Origin of the sequence: Azospirillum formosense, assembly GCF_040500525.1 — a bacterium.
Taxonomy (GTDB): Bacteria; Pseudomonadota; Alphaproteobacteria; order Azospirillales; family Azospirillaceae; genus Azospirillum; species Azospirillum formosense_A.
Map to the genome: position 1 here is coordinate 385,600 of NZ_CP159405.1, position 20,406 is coordinate 406,005.

General features: G+C 71.4%; 12 protein-coding genes. 4 read left to right on the forward strand and 8 right to left on the reverse strand.

Features of this window, described 5'->3' with window-relative positions; genetic code table 11:
- Window positions 1–246: 246 nt before the first annotated feature.
- From ABVN73_RS26120 to ABVN73_RS26155, 8 genes are all read right to left on the reverse strand, one after another.
- Window positions 247–1,752 (reverse strand): tetratricopeptide repeat-containing glycosyltransferase family protein, encoded by a 1,506-nt coding sequence (locus ABVN73_RS26120; protein WP_353861503.1) that lies wholly within the window; start codon window positions 1,750–1,752, stop codon window positions 247–249.
- Window positions 1,753–1,856: 104 nt separating this feature from the next.
- On the reverse strand, window positions 1,857–4,226 hold the full coding sequence (locus tag ABVN73_RS26125; protein ID WP_353861504.1) for a HAMP domain-containing sensor histidine kinase: 2,370 nt from the start codon (window positions 4,224–4,226) through the stop codon (window positions 1,857–1,859).
- Between the two features lie 170 nt (window positions 4,227–4,396).
- Window positions 4,397–6,235, reverse strand: coding sequence for a PTS fructose-like transporter subunit IIB (locus ABVN73_RS26130; RefSeq protein ID WP_353861505.1), 1,839 nt, complete (start codon window positions 6,233–6,235; stop codon window positions 4,397–4,399).
- Between the two features lie 26 nt (window positions 6,236–6,261).
- Window positions 6,262–7,248 carry a 1-phosphofructokinase gene (pfkB, locus tag ABVN73_RS26135; protein WP_353861506.1) on the reverse strand — a complete coding sequence of 329 codons (987 nt, stop codon included), beginning with the start codon at window positions 7,246–7,248 and terminating at the stop codon, window positions 6,262–6,264.
- Complete coding sequence (gene ptsP / locus ABVN73_RS26140; RefSeq protein ID WP_353861507.1) at window positions 7,245–9,752, reverse strand: phosphoenolpyruvate--protein phosphotransferase; 2,508 nt, start codon at window positions 9,750–9,752, stop codon at window positions 7,245–7,247. The genes pfkB and ptsP overlap by 4 nt, the downstream gene beginning before the upstream one ends.
- A gap of 67 nt (window positions 9,753–9,819) precedes the next feature.
- Window positions 9,820–12,696: a PAS domain S-box protein gene (locus tag ABVN73_RS26145; RefSeq protein ID WP_353861508.1), complete on the reverse strand. Its 2,877-nt coding sequence runs from the start codon at window positions 12,694–12,696 to the stop codon at window positions 9,820–9,822.
- Between the two features lie 16 nt (window positions 12,697–12,712).
- The gene (locus ABVN73_RS26150; RefSeq protein WP_353861509.1) at window positions 12,713–13,195 is read right to left on the reverse strand and encodes a response regulator; all 483 of its coding nucleotides are present in this window, start codon (window positions 13,193–13,195) and stop codon (window positions 12,713–12,715) included.
- Window positions 13,188–15,494: an ATP-binding protein gene (locus tag ABVN73_RS26155; RefSeq protein ID WP_353861510.1), complete on the reverse strand. Its 2,307-nt coding sequence runs from the start codon at window positions 15,492–15,494 to the stop codon at window positions 13,188–13,190. The genes ABVN73_RS26150 and ABVN73_RS26155 overlap by 8 nt, the downstream gene beginning before the upstream one ends.
- Before the next feature lie 369 nt (window positions 15,495–15,863).
- On the opposite strand from ABVN73_RS26155, the gene ABVN73_RS26160 reads away from it, so the two are divergent.
- From ABVN73_RS26160 to ABVN73_RS26175, 4 genes are all read left to right on the forward strand, one after another.
- Window positions 15,864–16,571 (forward strand): Crp/Fnr family transcriptional regulator, encoded by a 708-nt coding sequence (locus ABVN73_RS26160; protein ID WP_353861511.1) that lies wholly within the window; start codon window positions 15,864–15,866, stop codon window positions 16,569–16,571.
- Window positions 16,572–17,027: 456 nt separating this feature from the next.
- A complete protein-coding gene (locus tag ABVN73_RS26165) occupies window positions 17,028–17,435 on the forward strand; it encodes a hypothetical protein (protein WP_353861512.1) in 408 nt (135 codons plus the stop codon).
- A 151-nt stretch (window positions 17,436–17,586) separates the two neighbouring features.
- On the forward strand, window positions 17,587–18,642 hold the full coding sequence (locus tag ABVN73_RS26170; RefSeq protein WP_353861513.1) for a helix-turn-helix transcriptional regulator: 1,056 nt from the start codon (window positions 17,587–17,589) through the stop codon (window positions 18,640–18,642).
- Between the two features lie 186 nt (window positions 18,643–18,828).
- Window positions 18,829–20,394, forward strand: a complete 1,566-nt coding sequence (locus tag ABVN73_RS26175; protein ID WP_353861514.1) for an ABC transporter substrate-binding protein — start codon at window positions 18,829–18,831, stop codon at window positions 20,392–20,394.
- Window positions 20,395–20,406: the final 12 nt, after the last annotated feature.

Here is a 20,406-nt window from a genome sequence, read left to right on the forward strand (position 1 = left end):
GTATTTTCCATAAGATTCCTTATGGGATTTGTATGCCAAAACAAACGAAGGCAATCAGACCCTACACCCAGAACCGACTCAGTGCATTTGCTCTCCGTCGTCCGGGGTCGACCCCGCCTCTGCCGATGACTTGGTCGGGAAGGACGAAGCCGCGCCCATGGTGGGCCGGCTGGCGACCGGTTCAGCCGGCTCGCCCTGCCCGGCCGGCTCGAGCCCTGGCGTCCGTGGCGTGGCCCATGGCCAGCGTCACCGATTTCGCGCCGCGGCTGCGGCAAGATCATGCCCCACGCGGGCCATGACCGGCCCCCAATCGCCGGGCGATTCCTGCCGGTAGAGGCGCATCGTCGGGTACCAGGGGCTGTCGTCGCGCCCACGGAACCAGCGCCAGCAAGCGTCGGAGCGCGACAGCATCCACACCGGGCGCCCGGTCGCCGCCGCGAGGTGGGCGACCGACGTGTCCACGGTGACGACGAGGTCGAGATGCGCCGCGATGGCCGCGGTGTCGGCGAAGTCGATCACGCCCTCCATGGGGTCGGTCAGCAGGCCCGCCGCGACGGCCGCCCGCGCCTGCTCCGCCGCGTGCCCGACCTGGAGGCTGACCGCCTCGATCCCCGGCACCGACAGCAGCGGTTCCATCAACGCGAAGGGCACGCTGCGGCGGCGGTCCATGGCGTGGGAGGTGGGGTCGTGCCGCCGCGGGTTGCCCGACCAGACGAATCCGACGCGCATCGGGCGCTGTGCGGCGGATTCCCCGGTCCGGTTCCAGCCGAGCCGCTCCGCCCAGGCCGCCGCCAGATCGGTGGACGGCGTGATGTAGGGAGCGCCGGAGGGAATTCCGTCGATGCGCGTCCCGAAGGCGAAGGGCAGGCTCATCAGCGGGCAGCACAGATCGAAATCCGGCAGTGCCGCCGCGTCGTCGTAAGTGGCCAGACGGTCGACTCCCCGCACCGAGGCCAGCAGGCGGCGCAGCTCGGGCTGGACGATCAACAGCACCCGTGCGCCGCGGTCGGCGAGCAGCGGCGCGTAGCGGACGAACTGCAGAGTGTCGCCCAGCCCCTGTTCGTAATAGAGAAGGATGGTCCTGCCGGCGATGTCCTCGCCCCGCCACACCGGCTTGCCGGACACCGCCGCGGATTGGCCGGTGTAGTCCCAGCGCCGTTCGTAAAGCGCCAGCCCCTCCGCGAAATCGCCAAGCGCCAGCTTCAGCACCGCCAGCTCGCAGACCGGGTGCGGATGGTCCGGGCGCAGGGCCTTGGCCGCCTCAAGCGCCGCCTCCGCCTCATCGAACCGGCCCGCGTCACGCAACGCGATGCCCAGGTTCAAAAGCGTCTCGAAATGCGACGGATCGAGCGTGGCGGCGCGCCTCAGCCAGGACACGGCGTCGCCGATCCGGCCATCGGCGGCCAGGGCGGAGCCGAGATTGCCCGGCACGCCGCGCGCCGCCGGCTCCAGCGCCAGGGCGCGGACGAGATGGCGGATGGCCTCGTCGTACCGCCCGGCGGCCTTCAACGCCGCGCCCAGATTGCCGAGAAAGGCGGTGTTCAGCCCATCCCGCGCCACCGCGGCGGCGATCAGCGCGACGGCTTCGGCGGAACGGCCCTGTTGTCCGGCGACGATGCCCAGCAGATGCGCGGCGTGGGCCTGCTCCGGATCGGCGTCCAGAATGCGCTGGTAGATGGTTGCCGCCTCGTCCAGCCGCCCGGCCTGATGGTGGGCGATGGCGACCGCATAGGCTTCCTCGATCGTCGCCATCCCGCGAACCCTGAATTGCAATTTCCAGATGAAATCCCTTTTCAGTAAACCGAAAGCGGACATGATCGCAACGATACGCGAGAAAGAGAACCGCAAAACCCGTCTCAGGCGCCTTTTTTCACCCGCGTGGCGGAAGGCAGGCGGACGACGAAGCGGGCACCGCCCCTTTTTCCCTGTCCGTCCTCCAAGGCGATCGTGCCGCCGAGTTGGCTGACCGTGTTGTGGACGATGTGCAGGCCGAGCCCGGCATGACCCCGGTCGCGGCTCGTGGTGAAGAACGGGTCGAAGACCCGGGTCCGCAGCTCCGCCGGGATGCCCCGCCCATCGTCGGTGACGGCCAATTCCACGACCTCCGCCGTGGCCTTGCCGGCGCTGACCGTCACAGTGCCCCGCTGCCGGAGATCCCTCCGCTCCGCTTCCCCCTGCCCCACATCCCCCCGCCCCGCGTCCTCCCCGCCGCCCGCGAAGCCGTGGTTGACGGCGTTCAGCAGCAGGTGCGAAACGATCTGTGCGATGGCTTGCGGGTAGCCGTCCATCATCAAGCCCGGCGGGCAATCCACGACAACCCGGTGTTCCGCGGGCTCCCAGAAGGGGCCCAGCGCCTCGACGGCCTGCATCAGGCAGAGGCGGAGGTCGAAGCGCCGACGCGTCTCCCCCGCCGGGTCAACCGCCAGTTCCTTGAAGCGCTGGACCAGCTCCGCCGCGCGGACGGTGTTGTTGACCAGCAGCTCGCACACGTCGCCCAGGTCGGTCAGGAAGCGTTCCAGCTCGCGGCGGCGCAACTGCCCGGTGTCGAGAAGGCGCCGCATCTTCGGCACTTTCTCGCAGATCAGGGTGGACGTGGTGAGCGTGATGCCAAGCGGCGTGTTGATCTCGTGCGCCACGCCGGCCACCACCTGCCCCAACGCGGCCAGCTTCTCCGCCTGGACCAGATGGGCTTGGGTCCGCCGCAGCTCTGCCAGGGTCGAATCCGCCTGCTCCTTGGCGCGGCGCAACTCGTCCTCGCGGCGGGTGATCTCGGCGGCGAAATGCTGGACGGCGCGGGCCATGTCGCCCAGCTCGTCCCGCCGCTCCAGGTCGGTCACCCCCCCGTCGCTCGGGTCGCGGGCCAAGCGCCGCGTCGCGTTCTGCAGGCGGCGCAGGGGCCGCGTGATCCCGCCGGCCACCAGCAACGCCGCGCCCGCGGCGAACAGCAGGCCGACGGTCGCCCCGATGAGCAGGGTGGAGCGCAGCAGATCGGCGCTGCGCACCGCGCTGTCCTGGAACAGGTCGTTCAGGCGGCGGGCCGTGTTCATCACCGCGGCGGCGTCCATGTCCATGGCGGCGATGGCGCCGTTCTGGCGGGCCAGCCCGTCGGTGGTCCGCTCCAGCCCGTCGCGCCAGGCGGTGATGGCGGCCAGCATCCCATCCTGGATCAACGGGGAGATGGGAAGCCCCGATACCCGGTCGCGCAGCCGGCCGCTGTCGGTGGCGACGTCGCGCAGGCTGCGGGAATCGCGCCGCTCCAGCGCCCTCAGGGTCCGCCCGCTGAGCGTCAGGGCGGTCATGGCGAGGGTCTGGGTTTCCTGTTCCATGGCGTGGGCGGACATGGTCCGGCGCAGAAGCTCCGCCACCTCCTCCTGGACGGCGCCGTAGCCGGCGTCGGCGGCTTTCAGCATCCGTTCGGCGAGCGCGTCGTAGCGGGGCGCCAGCCGCGGAAGCGTGGTCCAGTCCAGAGGTTCGGCCCGCAACCGCACCAACTCGTCCAGCGCCGTCCCGTGGGCGGTGTCGGCAGCGAGCGAGGCGGCGAGGCCATCGGCGGTCCGCTCCACCCGCTCCAGCCAGAAGGTCAAGCCACCGGACCGCTGCGGCGACCCGGATGGAGGATCGGGCGGATCGGCGATGGCCGCCTCGTCCACGGCGGCCAGCCGCGCGTGCAGCAGCGCTTCCCGCAGCGCGTGCAGGCCATCCACCAGATCGCGACCGGCGCGCATCTGCCGGTCGGACTCGGCCAGGGAGGCGACGAGCGCCACGTTGGCGGCGTGCTGCCGCTGGCGCGCCTGTTCGGCCAGGGCGAGCAGACGCGCCTCCTGCTCCGCCATGCCGCGGGCGCGGGCGTCGCTGACGGTGATCGCGTCGACCAGTTCCTCCAGCCGGGCGGCGTGACGGTCGGACGCACGGCGGGCGGTCTCCACGGCGTCGGCCTGGATCCCCTCGTCCGCCAGCCCGCCCAGCGCGTCCAGCGCCGCCCGCGCGCCATGGGTGGCGCGGCGGAAGGTGACCTCATGGGGAAGCCGGCTTTCGGGAAGAGAATGGATGAAGTCGTTGCGGGCCGCGGTGGCGGCGATCATCTCGCGGTAGACGGTGCCGGCCAGGACGGCGGCCTCGCGCGAGCGGCCGGCGCGCTCCAGCAGAATCCAGGCGGACACCGCGATCAGCGCCGCGATGAACACCGGGATTCCTCCCACCGTCGCTATGCGATACGAGATCCTCATCACGCTCCGCCGGCTGCCGCTCCTCCGGGGGACTGCGGAACAGGCCGGCGTCGGAACAGCGCAAAGCTAGCGATAGCACTCTTGAGTTGTCGAGTTCTTTCAATTTTGGCGAAAATTAAAACTAATTTGCGGTACAGCCGGCAATCAGCGGCTGCGACGATCCCCGCCGTTCAGCGCCCTGCCCCGCTGGGCGCGGGGCTGGTCGTGGTCGGCGCGGCGGTGCCGAGCGTCGGCGCCGCCGTCGGGTCCGCCTCGACGCGGCGCTTCAGAATCATCAGGCCGAGCGTCGTGACGATCGTCCCGGCGACGATCGCCAGGATATAGGGTCCGAGCGGCGCCACCGCGTTGGGGATCGCCAGCACGAAGACGCCGCCGTGTGGCGCCCGCAGGCCGCAGCCGAACCACATCGACAGGGCGCCGGCCACCGCCGATCCGGCCATGGCCGCGGGGATGACGCGCAGCGGGTCCTTGGCGGCGAAGGGGATCGCCCCTTCCGTGATGAAGGCGAGGCCGAGCACGCCGGCGGCCTTGCCCGCCTCGCGCTCCTGCATGGTGAAGCGGCTGGGCACGACCAGGGTGGCGAGCGCCAGCCCGAGCGGCGGCGTCATGCCCGCCGCCATCACCGCGGCCATCGGCGTGTAGGTGTTGGAGGCCAGAAGCCCGACCGCGAAGGTGTAGGCCGCCTTGTTGACCGGCCCGCCCATGTCCAGCGCCATCATGGCGCCGAGCAGCGCGCCGAGCGCCACCGCGTTGGCTCCGGTCATGCTCTGCAGGAAGGCGGTCAGCCCGTTCATGATCGCGGCGACCGGCGTGCCGATGACGTAGACCATCAACAGGCCGACCGCCAGCGTGCCGAGAAGCGGGATGATCAGCACCGGCTTCAACCCCTCCAGATTCTGGGGCAGCCGGATGGTGTCGCGCAGCCAGCGGGCGATGTAGCCGGCCAGGAATCCCGCCACGATGCCGCCCAGGAAACCGGCGCCGATCTTGGCCGCCAGCATGCCGCCGATGAAGCCGGGGGCGAGGCCGGGCCGGTCGGCGATGGAATAGGCGATGTAGCCCGCCAGCACCGGCACCATGAGCCCGAAGGCCGCCTCCCCGCCGATCTGCATCAGCGCCGCCGGCAGGGTTCCGGGCTCCTTGAACGCCTCGATGCCGAAGACGAAGGACAGGGCGATCAGCAGACCGCCGGCCACCACGAAGGGCAGCATGAAGGACACGCCGGTCAGCAGATGCTTGTAGGGGCCTGACTGCGCCTCCTTCTGCCGTGCCTTGGCGCCCGACACCGCGTCGGCGTAGGCGGGCGCGGCGGCGCTCCCCGTCGCGGCCGGGGCCGGCAGGGCGAGCGCTTCGTCGATCACGCGGGCGGGCTGCTTCAGCGCCTCCCCAACCGAGGTCTTGAGCAGGCGCTTGCCGGCGAAGCGGTCGGTGGCGACGTGGGTGTCGGCGCCGATGATGACGGCCTCGGCCTCGGCGATCTCCTCCGCCGTTAGAGCGTTTTTCGCGCCGACCGAGCCCTGGGTCTCGACCTTGATGCGGTAACCCTTGGCCTGGGCGGCCTGCTTCAGCGCCTCCGCCGCCATGAAGGTGTGGGCGATGCCGGTCGGGCAGGCGGTGATGGCGACCAGCAGGCCGGGGCTGCGCACGGCGGTCGGTGTCGGCTTCGCTGCGGGCGGCGGAACGGCGGTTTCGGGTTGCGCACCGGGAGCATGGCCCAGGGCGTTGCCGATCACCGTCTTGGTGTCCCGGATCGCCGCGGCGGTGGAGGTGCGCAGGATCGGCTTGCCGGCGAAGCGGGAGTCGTCCACGGCGATGTCGGTGGCCAGGATCACCGCGTCGGCCGCCGCGATGTCGGCGGCGGAGAGCGGAGTCTGCACGCCGTTCGCCCCCTGGGTCTCCACCGCGATGGCATGACCCATCAGCACGGCGGTGCGGCGCAGCGCCTCGGCCGCCATGACGGTGTGGGCGATCCCCGTCGGGCAGGCGGTCACAGCCACGAGCTTTGCCATCGCGATCCCTCCGGCGCTGAAAGGCCTTACAATTCTTCCACCCGAACCGCCCGCATCAGCTCGGCGAGCCGCTCCGGCGGAGGCAGTTCGGGGCCGAGGCGCGCCAGCGTGCCGGCGGCGAAGGCGGTGCCGCGCCGCGCGCACTCCTCCAGCCCGGCGCCCCCCGGCCCCTTCCCGTCCAACCGTGCGGCGACGACCCCGGCCACCATGGCGTCCCCGGCGCCGACCGTGCTGGCGACCTCCACCGGCGGCGGCACGGCGAGCAACGCACGGCCGCCCTCCACGAAGACGGCGCCCTCGGCGCCCAGCGACACGACGACGAGCGCGATGCCGGATTCCGACAACTCGCGGGCGGCGCGCACCACCTCGGCCCGATCCCCCAGCGGCCGGCCCAGCAGCTCGGCCAGTTCGGCCGCGTTCGGCTTCACCATGTCGGGGCGGGCGGCCACGGCGTGGCGCAGCGGCGGACCGCTGGCGTCCACCACCACGAAGGCGCCGCGCCGGTGCAGGGTGGCGGCCATCTCGGCGTAGGCGGTGTCCGGCACGCCCGCCGGGACGCTGCCCGACAGCACGAAGGTCCGGTTGGCGGCGGCAAGGTCGTCCACCACCGTCAGCAGCCCCCGCCAGCTTTCCGCCGGCACATGCAGGCCCGGCAGGTTGATGTCGGTGACGGAGCGGCCCTCGCGGTCCACCAGCTTGATGTTCACCCGGCTGCGGCCGGGCAGGCGCAGGCAGCGGTCGCGGATGCCGCGGCGGCGGAACAGCGCGTCGAACACCGCCGTGTTCTCCTCGCCCAGAAAGCCGGTGGCGGTCACCGGAACGGAGCCGCCCGCCAAGGACGCCCCGGCCAGGAAGGCGGCGACGTTGATGCCCTTGCCGCCGGCGGTCCGCGTCTCGGCGACCGCGCGGTTAACCGCTCCGGCGGCGAAACCCGGAACGTCGAGCGTCTGGTCGATGGCGGCGTTCAGCGTCACGGTGACGACGCCGGTGCCTGGGGGGAACGCTGCGGTCATGACACGCCTCCGGCGTCGGCGAAACGGTGACGGACCAGCGCCCGCACCTCCGCGGCGTCGGCGCAGTCCAGCGCGTCGCGGGCGGCGCGCTCGGCGTCGGCCATGGCGATGGCGCGCAGCCGGGCCTTGACCGAGGGAACGGCGGGAATGGCCACGCTCAGCTCGGCGACGCCCAGCCCGGACAGCAGCACCGCCCCGGCCGGGTCGCCGGCCACCCCCCCGCAGGCGCCGACCCAGATTCCGGCGCGGCGGGCGGCGTCCACCGTGCGCTCCACCATGCGCAGGACGGCGGGGTGCAGCCCGTCGGCCTGCGGGGCCAGCACCGGGTGCAGCCGGTCCATCGCCAGCACATACTGCGTCAGGTCGTTGGTGCCGATGGAGAAGAAGGACACCTCCCGCGCCAGCCGGTCGGCCATCATCACGGCGGACGGCACCTCGATCATGATGCCGAGTTCGACCGGCGGCACGTCCAGCTCGCGCCGCACCGCCTCGGTGATCGCCTTGGCGCGCTCCAGCTCCGCCGGGGCGGCGATCATCGGGTACATGATGCGCACCGGCCCCTCCACCGAGGCGCGCAGCATGGCGCGGAGCTGGGTGCGGAACAGGTCCTCCCGCTCGAAGCACAGGCGGATGCCGCGCACGCCCAGGAAGGGGTTGCCCTCCGCCGGCATGCGCAGATAGGGGACGTTCTTGTCGCCGCCGATGTCCAGCGTGCGCAGGATGATCGGCAGCCCGTTCATCGCCCGCACCATGGTCCGGTAGGCGGCGAACTGCTCCTCCTCGTCCGGCGGCAGGTCGCGCTGGAGGAACAGGAACTCCGTGCGCATCAGCCCGACGCCCTCGCCGCCCGCCTCGACGGCCTGCACCGCCTCCGCCGGGTCGGAGATGTTGGCGGCGACCTCGACGCGCCGGCCGTCCGTGGTGATGGCCGGCTTGTAGCGGTCGAGCCGCTCGGCCTCGCGCCGCTCGCCCACCTTGATGCGGGCCTCGGCGGCACGGTCGCGGTCGCGGTCGCTGGGGTCGGCGACCAGCACGCCGCCGTCGCCGTCGAGAATCGCCGCCCGCCCGTTCTCCAGATCCAGCACCGACGGCCCGGCGGCGACCACCGCGGGGATGTCCAGCGAGCGCGCGATGATCGCCGTGTGGGAGGTGGCGCCGCCGCCCGCCGTGCACAGCCCCAGCACCTTGGCCGGGTCGAGCTTCGCCGTGTCGGACGGCTCCAGATCCTCGGCGAGCAGGATGACGGGGTGGTCCGGCAGGGCCGCCACGCTCTCCGTCACCACGGCGAGCAGCCGCAGCACGCGGCGCCCGACATCGCTGAGGTCGGCGGCGCGACCGGCCAGCAGCGGGTCGGCGAGCTGGGCCAGCGTGCCGGCGCGCTCCTCGTAGACCGCGCGCCACGCCCAGCCGGCGCTCTTGCCGCGGTCGATCAGGGCGTGGGCTTCCGCGACCATCTCCGGATCGTCGAGAAGCTCCTGGTGCGCCTTGAAGATGGCCGCCTTGGCGGCGCCGGCCTTCTTCCAGAACTCCTCGTGCAGGTTGCGCAGGTCGGCGGCGGCGGCGGCGAGCGCCTGATCGAGCCGGCGGTGCTGCGCCTCGGGATCGGGGGCGGTCTCGGCGACCGTCAGCTCCTCCCGTTGGAACTTCCAGACCGGGCCGGTGGAGACGCCGGGGGAGGCGGAGATGCCGGCGATGACCCGCCCATCGTAATCGAGGTCCGCCAGGGCGGCCCGCGGCGCCGCCTCCTCCGGGGGCGCCGCCGCGGGGGCCGGTTCGTCAAGCCCGGCCGCGAAGGCGGCACGGATGGCCTGGAGCGCCGCCGCCGCGTCCTCGCCCGAAGCGGTGACGGTCAGCGGCTGGCCACCCGTCGCGCCGAGGCGCAGCAGGGAAATCAGGCTCTTGGCGTTGGCCGTGGTGTCGCCGTGCCGGACGGCGATCTCCGCGCGGAAGCGCTTGGCGACCTCGACCAGCGCCGTCGCCGGGCGGGCGTGGAGGCCATGGGGCGACGGGGCGGTGACCGCGATGGAATCCCCGTCGATGGGAGGCGCGTCGGCTTCCGCCGCGGGTGTGGCGGGTGCCTCGCCGTTCAGCACGGCCATGATGGCGCGCGGGTCGCTTGTGCCGCCCAGCCGCGCGGCCTCCGCCGGATCGCCCAGCACGCCGGTCAGCCGTTGCAGGACGGCGATATGCTCGTCCGACTTGGCGGCGATGCCGACGACCAGCCGCGCCGGCTCCCCGCCGCCCCAATCGACGCCTTGGGGGAACTGGACGACCACAACGCCGGTCCGCCGCACCAGATCGCGCGCCTCGGGAAGCCCGTGGGGGATGGCGATCCCGCTGCCGAGATAGGTGCCGGACACCGCCTCGCGGCCCAGCATGCTGTCGATGTAACCGGGCTCGATCAGGCCGCTGTCGACCATCGCCCGCCCGGCGATGCGGATGGCCTCCGTCTTGTCCGACGCCGAAAGCCCAAGGCGCACCTGCGATTCGGAGACCTGAAGCATCGCCCGTCCTCCTCCCGCGCGGAGTCCATGCGCGGGGCCGGACTCATCCTTAGAGGAGGATAACGCGTCAGTCGCAGTGGCGTTCCGGGACCGATTCGCGCAGGGCGCCGCGCGTGTGGGCCAGCATGCCGGTGACGCGGGCGACCAGCGCCGTCGTCTCGAAGGGCTTCTGCAGCACCTCGCAGCCCGGCTCCAGGATGCCGGTGCCGAGCGTGGCGTCGTAGGCGTAGCCGGTCATGAACAGCACGCCCAGCTCCGGACGCCGCTCCCGCACCGCCTCGGCGAGCTGCCGCCCGTTCATGCCGGGAAGCCCGACATCGGTCACCACCAGATCGGCGCGCAGGCCGCCGTCCAGCAGTTCCAGCGCCTCGGTCCCGTCCGACGCCTCGACCACGTCCAGCCCCGCATCCTCCAGCGCCTGCACCGCGACCATGCGGACCAGAGCCTCGTCCTCCACCAGCAGCACGGTTCCGGCGGTGCCGTCCACCGTGGCGTCGGCGGGCGACGCGGTGGCCCCGGCCGTCAGGCCGGGTCCCTCCTCCCCGTCGCAGCGCGGCAGGTAGAGGCGCACGGCGGTGCCCCGGCCGGCCTCGCTGTCGATGCGCACCAGCCCGTGGGACTGGCTGACGAAGCCGTAGACCTGCGACAGCCCGAGCCCGGTCCCCTGCCCGATCGGCTTGGTGGTGAAGAAGGGGTCGAAGGCGCGCTTGATGATGTCGGGCGGCATGCCCATGCCGGTGTCGGCGACGGTCAGGACGACGTAGTCGCCGGGCGCCGCGCCGGAGGCGTCGCCCGCCACGTCGGCCGCCGTCAGATGGGCGTTGGCGGCGGTGATGGTGATCCGCCCGCCGTCCGGCATGGCGTCGCGGGCGTTCACCACCAGATTCAGCAGGGCGATCTCGAGCTGGTTGGAATCGCACCAGGCCGCCCAGACGTCCGGCGGGCAATCGGTCGCGATGGACACCTGCTCGCCCACGGTGCGGCGCAGCAGGTCCTCCATCCCCTCGACCAGCACGCAGGGCTCCGTCGCGTCGGGGCGCAGCGGCTGCCGCCGGGCGAAGGCGAGAAGGCGTTGCGTCAGGCCGGCGGCGCGGGTGGCCCCGACCTTGGCGTGGGTGGCGTAGTCGCGCAGGTCCGCCCGCTCCGCCGTGTCCAGCCGGGACAGCAGCAGGTCGAGATTGCCGGAAATCGCCGTCAGCAGGTTGTTGAAGTCGTGGGCGATGCCGCCGGTGAGCTGGCCCAGCGCGTCCATCTTCTGGGATTGGCGCAGGGCCTCCTCCGCCCTCTCGCGCTCCGCCTCGGCGCGCAGGCGGGCGGACACGTCGACCACCGCGGCCATGGTGCGCAGGAAGCCGCCCCACCCGTCCCGCTCGATCCGGGCGGAGACCAGCACGTCGGCGACCTCCCCCGAGCGCTTGACCAGACGGTAGGGCATGTCCTGGAACGCGCCGAGCCGCAGCAGCTCCGGCCAGCGGTGCTCCCGGTGCTCCCGCGCGACGTCGGGCGGCATGAACTCGGTGATGTTGCGGCCGAGCACCTGCCCACGCCCCTCATAGCCCATGAACTCCAGCCAGCGGTCGCTGACGCTCAGCAGCCGGCCTTCGGAGTCCAGGGAATGCAGCGGCACCGGAGTCTTGGAGTAGAGCGCGCTGAGGTCGGCCTGGGCGCGCTGCCGCTCCGCGACCTCGCCCAGCAGGCGGCGATTGGCGGCGACCAGCTCCGCCGTCCGCTCGGCCACCTGCCGCTCCAGATCCTCGCGAGCGTCGGCCTGGGCCGTCCGGGCCTTCACCGCGTCGTCGATGTCGGTGCAGGTGCCGAACCAGCGGGTGATCCGCCCGTCGCCGTCGCGCAGCGGCACCGCCCGCCCGAGAAACCAGCGGTACCGCCCCCCGGCCTCGCGCAGCCGGTATTCGATCTCGTAGGGACCGCCGGAGCGCACCGCGCCGGACCACAGGGCGGCCGTCCGCGCCCGGTCGTCCGGATGCACCACGTCCATCCAGGCCGTGCCGGTCATCGCCTCCGGCCGGGTGCCGGTGTAGGCGAACCAGTGCAGGTTGTAGTAATCGGTCAGCCCGTCCGGCGGGGCCGACCAGACGAGCTGCGGCATGCTTTCCGCGATGGCGCGGAACTTGGCCTCGCTGTCGCGCAGCGCGATTTCCGAGGCGCGGCGGTCGGTGATGTCGCGCACCACCACCGAGTAGGCGGTCGGCCGGCCCGAGGCGTCGCGCGCCACGGTCAGAACGGTGGAGCCGAAGAAGCGCCGCCCGTCCCGCGCCGCGTGGATCCATTCGACCTCGCAACGCTCCTTCTCCGCCACCCCGGCCAGCAGGCCGGGGATGTTCTCCGCGCAGCGTTCCTCCGGCGCGAAGAGCAGGGAGAGCGGGCGGCCCAGCGCCTCCTCCTCCGTGTGGCCGAAGAGGCGGCGGCTGCCCTCGTTCCACGAGGTGATGCGGCCCTCCAGGTCCAGCGTGACGATGGCGTAGTCGCGGATGTCGTCGATGGCCTGCCGCAGCCGGCGCAGATTTTCCTCGGCCAGCCGCCGCTCGGCCAGGGTGCGCGCCTCCACGATCGCCCGCTCCACCGCGGCGGGCAGATGGGCCAGCCGCTGCTTCAGCACATAGTCGCGGGCGCCCATCTTCAGCGCCGACACCGCCGTCTCCTCGCCCATGCGCCCGGAGAGGAACAGGAAGGGGATTTCCGGTACGCGCGCCTTGGCGATGCCCAGCGCCTCCAGACCGTCGAAATCGGGCAGGGAGAAGTCGGCCAGGATCAGGTCGAAGCGCCGCCCGCCCCCCGCCGCCTCGACCAGCGCCGCCTCGAAGGCCGAGCGGGTGTCCACGCGGGTCACGTCGCAGGCGATTCCCGCCTTCCGCAGGCGCGCGCAGGCCAGCTCGCAGTCCAGCGGGCTGTCTTCCAGATGCAGGATGGTCACCGCGGAGGGCATTCCGGAGGGCATTCCTTCAGGCGCCTTTTCCCGCGGGCGGGGTTCCCGCCGGACGCCGGGCGCAGCCGACCGGGGGTTCGTTCAGGATCGCCCAGAAGGCGCCCAGGTCGCGGATCGCCTGGAAGAAGGCCTTGAAGTCCACCGGCTTCACCACGAAGGCGTTCACGCCCAGCTTGTAGCTGCGCACGAGATCGCTCTCCTCGCGCGACGCGGTGAGCATCACGATGGGGACGTGCCGGGTCTCGGGGTCGCTCTTCACCCGCTCCAGCACCTCGAGCCCGTCGATCTTCGGAAGCTTGAGATCGAGCAGGACGACGGCGGGAAGCTGGGTCGGCTTTCCGGTCTCCGGATCGCGGCGGGTCAGCATGCCCAACGCCTCCTCGCCGTCGCGGGCGACGATCACGTCGTTGGCGAGCTGGCATTTCTCCAGCGCCGCCAGGGTCAGCTCCAGATCCCGCGGGTTGTCTTCGACCAGCAGGATGGGTTTCAGGTCACTCATCGAGATCTCGCAGATCGATTTTCGCCGCCCCGGCCTTCGGCAGCGTGAAGAAGAAGGTGGCCCCTTCGCCGAGCCGTCCTTCGGCCCAGGTCCGTCCGCCATGGCGGTCCACGGCGCGGCGCACGTTGGCCAGACCGATGCCGATGCCTTCGAACTCCTCGTTGCGGTGCAGCCGTTGGAACACCCCGAACAGCTTCTTCTCGTAAGCTTGATTGAAACCGACCCCGTTGTCCCTCACGAAGAATAGGGTTTCGGTGGGCCGGTCCTCGCAACCCACGGCGATGCGGGCCGGTTCCCGTCCGCGGGAGTATTTGATGGCGTTCGACAAAAGATTTTGCAGAACCAGCCGCATCATCACCGGATCGCCGCGCACCGTGGGCAGCGGGGCGATGTCCCATTCGATGGCCCGCCCGGCGGTTTCCGAGGCCAGCGTCTCCCGCACCTCCGCCACCAGGGCGCTCATGTCCATGGCGACCGGGGTCAGCTCGCTCCGCCCCATCTGGGAGAAGTGCAGCAGGTTGTCCACCAGCGTGCCGGCGCTGTTGGCCGCGTCCACGATGACGTCCAGATAGCGCTTCCCGGTGTCGCTCAACTGGTCCGACTCCAGCTCCTGCAGCAGCTCGGCGTAGCCGACGATGTGGCGGAACGGCGCGCGCAGGTCGTGCGAGACGGAGTAGGAGAAGGACTCCAGCTCCTTGTTGGAGCGCGCCAGTTCCCGCGACAGGGCGGCCAGCTCCTCGGCCTTGCGCAGGACGATGCCGATGACGGCGTGGCGCAGCGCCGCGGCGGTGTCGCGCTCCGCAGCGGTCCAGGGCAGCGCGCGGTGGCGCACCGTCTCCTTCCAGGTCTCGAAGGAGGCGCGCGGGCTCAACCCCTGCCCCGGCCCCCGCCCGTCGCGGTCGAGCGGCTTGCGCGGGTCGCCGCCCCAGCGGACGGTGCGCACCACCTCGGGCCGGAACCACAGCACGTAGCTGGCGTGCAGCTTCGACACGGCGATGGCCAGCAGCCCCGCCGCCTTGCCCTCGAAGTCGGCCGCGGCCGGGTAGAGGGCGGGCAGGCTGTCCGTCTCGAACTGCTCCGGCTCGCCCTGGGCGGCCAGCCAGTCCACGAGGGCGCGCACCTGCTCCTCCGTCGGCGTGTCGCCGACCAGCGTGCAGCGCCGCTCGAAGACCACGGCTGCGCCGCTGGCGTTGGCGAAGCGCAGCAGGTCGTCGGGATGCTGGGTCAGGCCGGCGAGGAAGGGGTCGGCCTGGGCCATGGCGGCGAGCAGCCGCGCCTGGATGGACTGCAGGGCGATGCGGTGCTCCGCGTCGCGCCGGTCCTCCACCGCGGCGATGCGCACCGACAGGATCTGGGCGATCAGATCGCAGGCCGAGCGCACGGCGTAGGACACCGCCTTCGGCTCCTGATGGTGGCAGGAGACCAACCCCCACAGGGCGCCGTGCAGCAGGATCGACACCGACATGGAGGAGGCGGTTTCCATGTTCCGCATGTACTGGACATGCACCGGCGACACGCTGCGCAGGACGGAGAAGCTGAGGTCGAGCGGCGGCGCGCCGTCGGGGAGCGGCGGCAGCGCGACCAGGGGCATGGCGACCAGAGGCACCGGGGCATAGCCGGCGTCGGGGATCAGCCGCTGGCGGTTCAGCCGGTACAGCTCGCGCGCCTGGGTGGGAATGTCGGAGGCGGGAAAGCGCAGGTCCATGTAGGAGGGCAGCCGCCCGTTCCCGTCCTCCGCCACCACCGTGCCGTGCCAGTCGGCGTCGAAGCGGTAGATCAGCACGCGGTCGAAACCGGTCAGCGCCCGCACCTCCTGCGCGGCGCAGCTCAGGAGGTCGGCCGGCGCGTTCAGCGCGTCCAGCCGCTCCAGCGCCTCGCGCATGCGCGAGTAGACGTGGTCGAGAAGGTCGGTCTCCAGCCCGTCCAGCCGTTCCAGCTCCAGGATCACCACGCTGCCGCCCGCCGCGTCACCGACGGCGTGGGCGAGAAGCTGGCAACGGCCGGCGCCGGGCAGCTCGGTCACGGCGACCGGCACCGGGCGCGACGGCACCGGACCCGCGGCCAGGAAGGAACGGACCGCGGCGGCGATCTGCGGATGGAGCGCCCGCTCCAACGGCTGGCCCAGCGCCCGCTCCAGCGGCATGCCCAGCGCCGGTGCGGCGTTGGCGCTGGCCTGGATCAGGGTGGCGCCGGCGTCGCTTCCGGAGAAGGCCAGAAGCATGCCGTGGGGCTGGATGCTGCCGGGGCGGTGGATCGGTTCCCGGCTGCAGGCATCGAGATCCAAATCACCGACAGTCATGACGCTGGTCCTCACGGTGGCGTTCGCCCCGACGGCAAAGACAATCCAATAGGCCGCTCCTTAATGCCCTGCTCGGCGTCCGGTTTATCCGATGACTTCAGACAATGCCGGGCGTTCGACGCGACGGGTTTCGCTTTGGTTATCAACGGAGACTGACTTAGACAATACCACTTCAGAACAAGGATATAAGCGCTTGGTCATATAGATTGCCTTCAACCGCGCGCAATGCGGGAAAAGGAGGTAGGGCAGGATACGCAGGATCGTCGGCGGACGTCCCCATCGTTGGAATTTTCCAGCCGGACCACGTAAGATTCGCCCAGGGCAGCGGGCGGAACCGGAACGGGTCCGGCGGACGGAAGGCAGGCAGGGGTGCATCGGAACGGAATCGACGCCGCGCGGCTGGGCACCGCACGCTGCAGCAGCTGCGCCATCCGGGACCTCGTCCTGTTCGGCGACCTGCGCGACCAGGATTTCGACCTGATCCACATCCCCATCGACGAATTGCGCTTCCAGCCCGGCGCCACGCTCTACAGCGCGGGGGAAGAAGGCGGCTCCCTCTACACGATCCGCAGCGGTCTGGTGAAGCTGGTCCAGTTCCTCCCGGACGGCACGCAGCGCATCGTCCGGCTGCTCCGCCGGGGGGCCGTGGCGGGGCTCGAGGTGCTGGTCGGCAAGCCCTACGAGCACAACGCCGTCGTGCTCCAGGAAGCGGAGACCTGCCGCCTGCCGCGCGCCGTGGTCGAGCGGCTGAGCAAGGAGACGCCGCGCCTGCACGCCCGCCTGATGGAGCGCTGGTACCAGTCTCTGCACCAAGCCGACGAGTGGCTGACCGAACTGTCCACCGGCAGTGCCCGGCGGCGGCTGGCCCGGCTGTTCCTGAAGCTCGCCGCCGATGCTCCGGACGGACCGGTCCTGCTGTCGGGCCGCGAGGATCTGGGCGCCATGCTCGGCGTCGGCATGGAAACGGCCAGCCGCACCATCGCCGAGTTCAAGCGCGCGGGCTTGGTCGTCGAGCGGGCGCCGAACGTCTTCGACTGCGACCGGTCGGCGCTGGCGGCCGTGGCGCTCGACGGGTGAGCGTCCCCGCTCCTCCCGTCCCCCATCCTGCGAAGCGGGCCGGCTCACGCCGATTTTTGCGAAATCGCCCACATATGCATGCAATCACAAAGAAATGATGGTTCGGATTCAACACAAATACGCGATATGCTCTTGAGCACTTGCACAACCGGGACTAAGATACACTCGGGTATGCAGGAGGGGTGCATGGCGGGCCTGTTGCAGGAGCTGACGGGACGCGTCGCGCACACGAACGCAGCCTTGGCGGTTTGCCCAACGGCGACAACCGGCCCATGCCGGCTGACGCCACGCACGGGCGCCGTCCGGCGGAACACCGCCAGCCACGCCCCATCCGATCGAACCGGCCCGCAAGGGCCTGCGGCGACCGTTCCGCCGCAGCCCGCCGACCGGCGCCATCGGGTGGAGGCCCCCGGGGACCGCAGTGACCCTCATTCCCTTCTGAAAGGATCATCGAGAATGAACGACAACAGCGAACGCCTCCCGTCCGTGCAGCCGGCGAACCTGGACCTCTCCTTCATCAACGCGCGGCTCGAGACGGCCGGCTACACGCCTGAGCAGGCTTCGGCCTCGGTCGAGGCCTACCGTCAGTTCCTCGTCGTGGTGGCGGCCAAGCCGAACCTGATCCTGGTGCCGACGAAGGCGGCGGACGCGGCGTGGCACGAGCACATCCTGTTCATGGACCGCTACGAGGCGGACATGAAGCGTCTGGTCGGCGCCCGCGTCCATCATCATCCGGACGCTCCCGACGCCGCCGCCTGGCAGAAGGCCGTCGCCAACACCCAGGACGCCTTCCGGGCGACGCTCGGCGTGGAGCTGCGGACGGAGGAACTCGCCGGGTGCTACCTCACGGTCGAGGCGGCCTGAGCGTCATACCATCGTATTGACCGTTGCATGATGTCGGCGGTTTTCTGCTAAATTCATTCGAACGGCAGCGCGTTTCACGCCTCCCGACCGGCGGTCCAGGCCACGGTCGGGGGCGCTCCGTCAACCCCGGCGGCGAAGGGAGGAAAGAGTGGTGTCCGATCTCGTCCATGACCTCTCCAGCCGCGCCCGGGACATGAACGCGGCGCTCACCGTCTTCGACAAGAGCGACACGCTGCTGGCGACCAACGACAAGCAGAAGACCATTTATCCCTTCATCGACTTCTCGCGCTCGGTGACGTTCCGCGACATCGTGTGGGAGTGCGTGAAGCACAGGAAATTCAGTTCGGACACCATCTATTCCGACCCGGCGCGGTGGATCGGCTACGCCGAGGACCTCCGGCGCTTCAACCGGTTCTGGCAGTCCTTCACGCTCCATTCCGACGGGCGCGTCATCCAGATCACCTACGAGCGTTTGGACGAGACCGACGGCTGGTGGTACCAGATCCGGCGCGACGTCACCAGCAACGTCAAGGACAGCGTCCGGGGCGGCTACGACAGCCTGATTTCCCTCAACGGCAGCGGCGTCCTGCCGCAGTCCGCCCGGCCCTCCTTCGTCGTCCGGCTTCTCGACGCCCTGCCCTACCCGGCGGCGCTGCTGACGCCGCGCTGCCAGGTCATCGACGGCAACCCGTCCTTCGCCTCCATCCTGTCGCGGGGCGACGGGCTGTCCATGGTCGGCGGCCGGCTGTGCATCCCCGGCGCCCCAACCGAGCAAGCGGAGCTTTCCAAGCGGGCCGCCGGCTTCTTCCGCCGCCGCACCCGCACGCCGATCACGCTCCGCGTGTCGCGCCTGGACCAGCCGGCGCCCTATTTCGCCACCCTGTCCGAGCCGCCGGCCCAGAGCGACGGAGGCGGCGGGCCCATGAACGGCATGCTGCTTCTGACCCTCGTCGATCCGGACGTGCTGCCCAGCGTGTCGGCGCGCACCGTCGCCGAGCTTCTCCAGATCACCGGCTCGGAGGCCGAGATCGCGCTGGCCCTGTGCTCCGGGCGGAGCGTCGACGAGATCGCCGAGGATCGCGGGGTGGAGCGGCGCACCGTCTACAATCAGGTCTCGTCCATCCTGGGCAAGACGGGGCTGCGCAACCAGGCGGGTATCGTCCGGCAGGTGACCACGATCTGCTGGCATTTCGGGTCGCGCGCCTGATCGATTCCGGGTATGGTGCGTGACGCGTCGCCGGCCGCGCGAATACCTGGATATGAACGCACTCTTGTGCATACATATGGCGGACGTCCGGCGCGGTTCCGGCTCCGCTCTGGCCGGATGCCATGACGGAGGCAGGGGCGTCTGATTCTCCCACTCCCCGGCAACCGCCCTGCAGCGTCCCGCACCATGCCTCTGCCCGCCCCCCTTCGCCTGCTCCTGACCGTTCTGGCCGTCGTGACCGGCGTCGCGGGCGCCGCTGTTCCGACCGCGGCGGGGACCCTGCGGGCCAGCCTGTCCGACGATCTGACGACCATCGACCCGTTCGCCTTTCCCGGACTGATCTCGTCCGGCGTCCTGCGCCAGGTCTATGAGGGCTTCACCGCCATCGACGCCGCCGGCAACGCCGTTCCGGCGCTGGCCACCCGCTGGGAGACGCCGGACGGCGGGCGCACTTGGCGCTTCACCCTGCGCCCGGACGCGCGATTCCATTCGGGACGCCCCTTCACCGCCGCCGACGTCCTGTGGACCTGGGAACAGCACCTGACGCGCAAGCCCCAGCCCGGCTACAGCGCCTTCTACCTGCGCGGCGTCGAGGGGGCTGCGGCGCTGCAGCAGGGGACCGCCGCCGCGCTGTCCGGCGTCGCTGTTCGCGACCCCCACACGCTCGAGGTGCGGCTGACCGAACCCGACGCCCTGTTTCCGCTCTACCCCTTCCTGTTCGTCGACCGCGGGATGGCGGCCGAGTTCGGGCCGGCGTGGCCCGAGCGGGCGTCCGGCGGCACCGGGCCGTTCCGCCTCGCCTCCTGGCGGCGCGGCGAGTCCGTGCGCCTGGAGGCCCACGCCGCCTATTGGGGCGGCGCGCCCGCCGTGGACGCGGTGTCGCTGGCGGTGCTGCCCGACACCAACACGATGCTGGCGCGCTACGACGCCGGAGACCTCGACGTCGCTCCGCTTCCCGACAACGCCGTGCGCACCGTGGTCCGCCAGCCGCGCTACGACGGGCAGGTCGCCGCCTTCGCCCGCGCGCAGGTGCGCTATCTCGCGCTGAACCAGGATCTGTACCCGCCCTTCCGCGACCGGCGCGTGCGCGAGGCGGTCGGCCTCGCCCTGGACCGCGTCGCCACGGTCAACGGACTTCACGCCGGGCGGGCGGTGCTGACGAACGGCTTCGTCACGCCCGGCCTGGGCGGCTACCAACCGGACGCGCCGCCGCTGCCCCCGGCCGATCCGAACCGGGCCAGGGCGCTGCTCGCGGAGGCCGGTCACGCCGGGGGCCGGGGGCTGCCGCCGCTCCAGATCGCCGGCGGCCCCAACGTGCGCGAGGAGGCCACCTATTTCGCCGCCCAGCTCACCGCGGTTCTGGGGATTCCGGTCGGCGTGCGAATCCAGGAGCGCGCGGCCTTCGTGGCGGCGATCAACGAGGGGCGCGAGGCGCTGTTCATCAACGGCTGGACGGCGGATTTTCCCGATCCCATGGACCAGCTCGCCACCCAGTGGCACAGCGCCAGCCCGACCAACCGCATCCATTGGCGCAACGCGGAGTTCGACCGGCTCATGGAGCGGGCGCGCGGCCTCGCCGACCCCGCCGCCCGCAACGCGCTCTACCGGAACGCCGAGGCCCTGCTCCGCGAGCAGGCCGTGGCGCTGCCCCTGCCGGCGCCGCAGTTCGTGGCGCTGGTGCGGCCGGGCGTGACCGGGCTGGTCATCCGGCCCGACGGCACGACCGACTACCACGCCGCCCGGCTGCCATGACGGGGCGCCGGC

Excerpts from the sequence above, each read along its gene's own strand:
- ABVN73_RS26120 (WP_353861503.1), bottom strand. The coding sequence starts at position 1,752 with ATGGCGACGATCGAGGAAGCCTATGCGGTCGCCATCGCCCACCATCAG.
- ABVN73_RS26155 (WP_353861510.1), bottom strand. The coding sequence starts at position 15,494 with ATGACTGTCGGTGATTTGGATCTCGATGCCTGCAGCCGGGAACCGATC.
- pfkB (WP_353861506.1), bottom strand. The coding sequence starts at position 7,248 with ATGACCGCAGCGTTCCCCCCAGGCACCGGCGTCGTCACCGTGACGCTG.
- ABVN73_RS26175 (WP_353861514.1), top strand. The coding sequence starts at position 18,829 with ATGCCTCTGCCCGCCCCCCTTCGCCTGCTCCTGACCGTTCTGGCCGTC.
- ABVN73_RS26165 (WP_353861512.1), top strand. The coding sequence starts at position 17,028 with ATGAACGACAACAGCGAACGCCTCCCGTCCGTGCAGCCGGCGAACCTG.
- ptsP (WP_353861507.1), bottom strand. The coding sequence starts at position 9,752 with ATGCTTCAGGTCTCCGAATCGCAGGTGCGCCTTGGGCTTTCGGCGTCG.
- ABVN73_RS26145 (WP_353861508.1), bottom strand. The coding sequence starts at position 12,696 with ATGCCCTCCGCGGTGACCATCCTGCATCTGGAAGACAGCCCGCTGGAC.
- ABVN73_RS26125 (WP_353861504.1), bottom strand. The coding sequence starts at position 4,226 with ATGAGGATCTCGTATCGCATAGCGACGGTGGGAGGAATCCCGGTGTTC.
- ABVN73_RS26130 (WP_353861505.1), bottom strand. The coding sequence starts at position 6,235 with ATGGCAAAGCTCGTGGCTGTGACCGCCTGCCCGACGGGGATCGCCCAC.
- ABVN73_RS26150 (WP_353861509.1), bottom strand. The coding sequence starts at position 13,195 with ATGAGTGACCTGAAACCCATCCTGCTGGTCGAAGACAACCCGCGGGAT.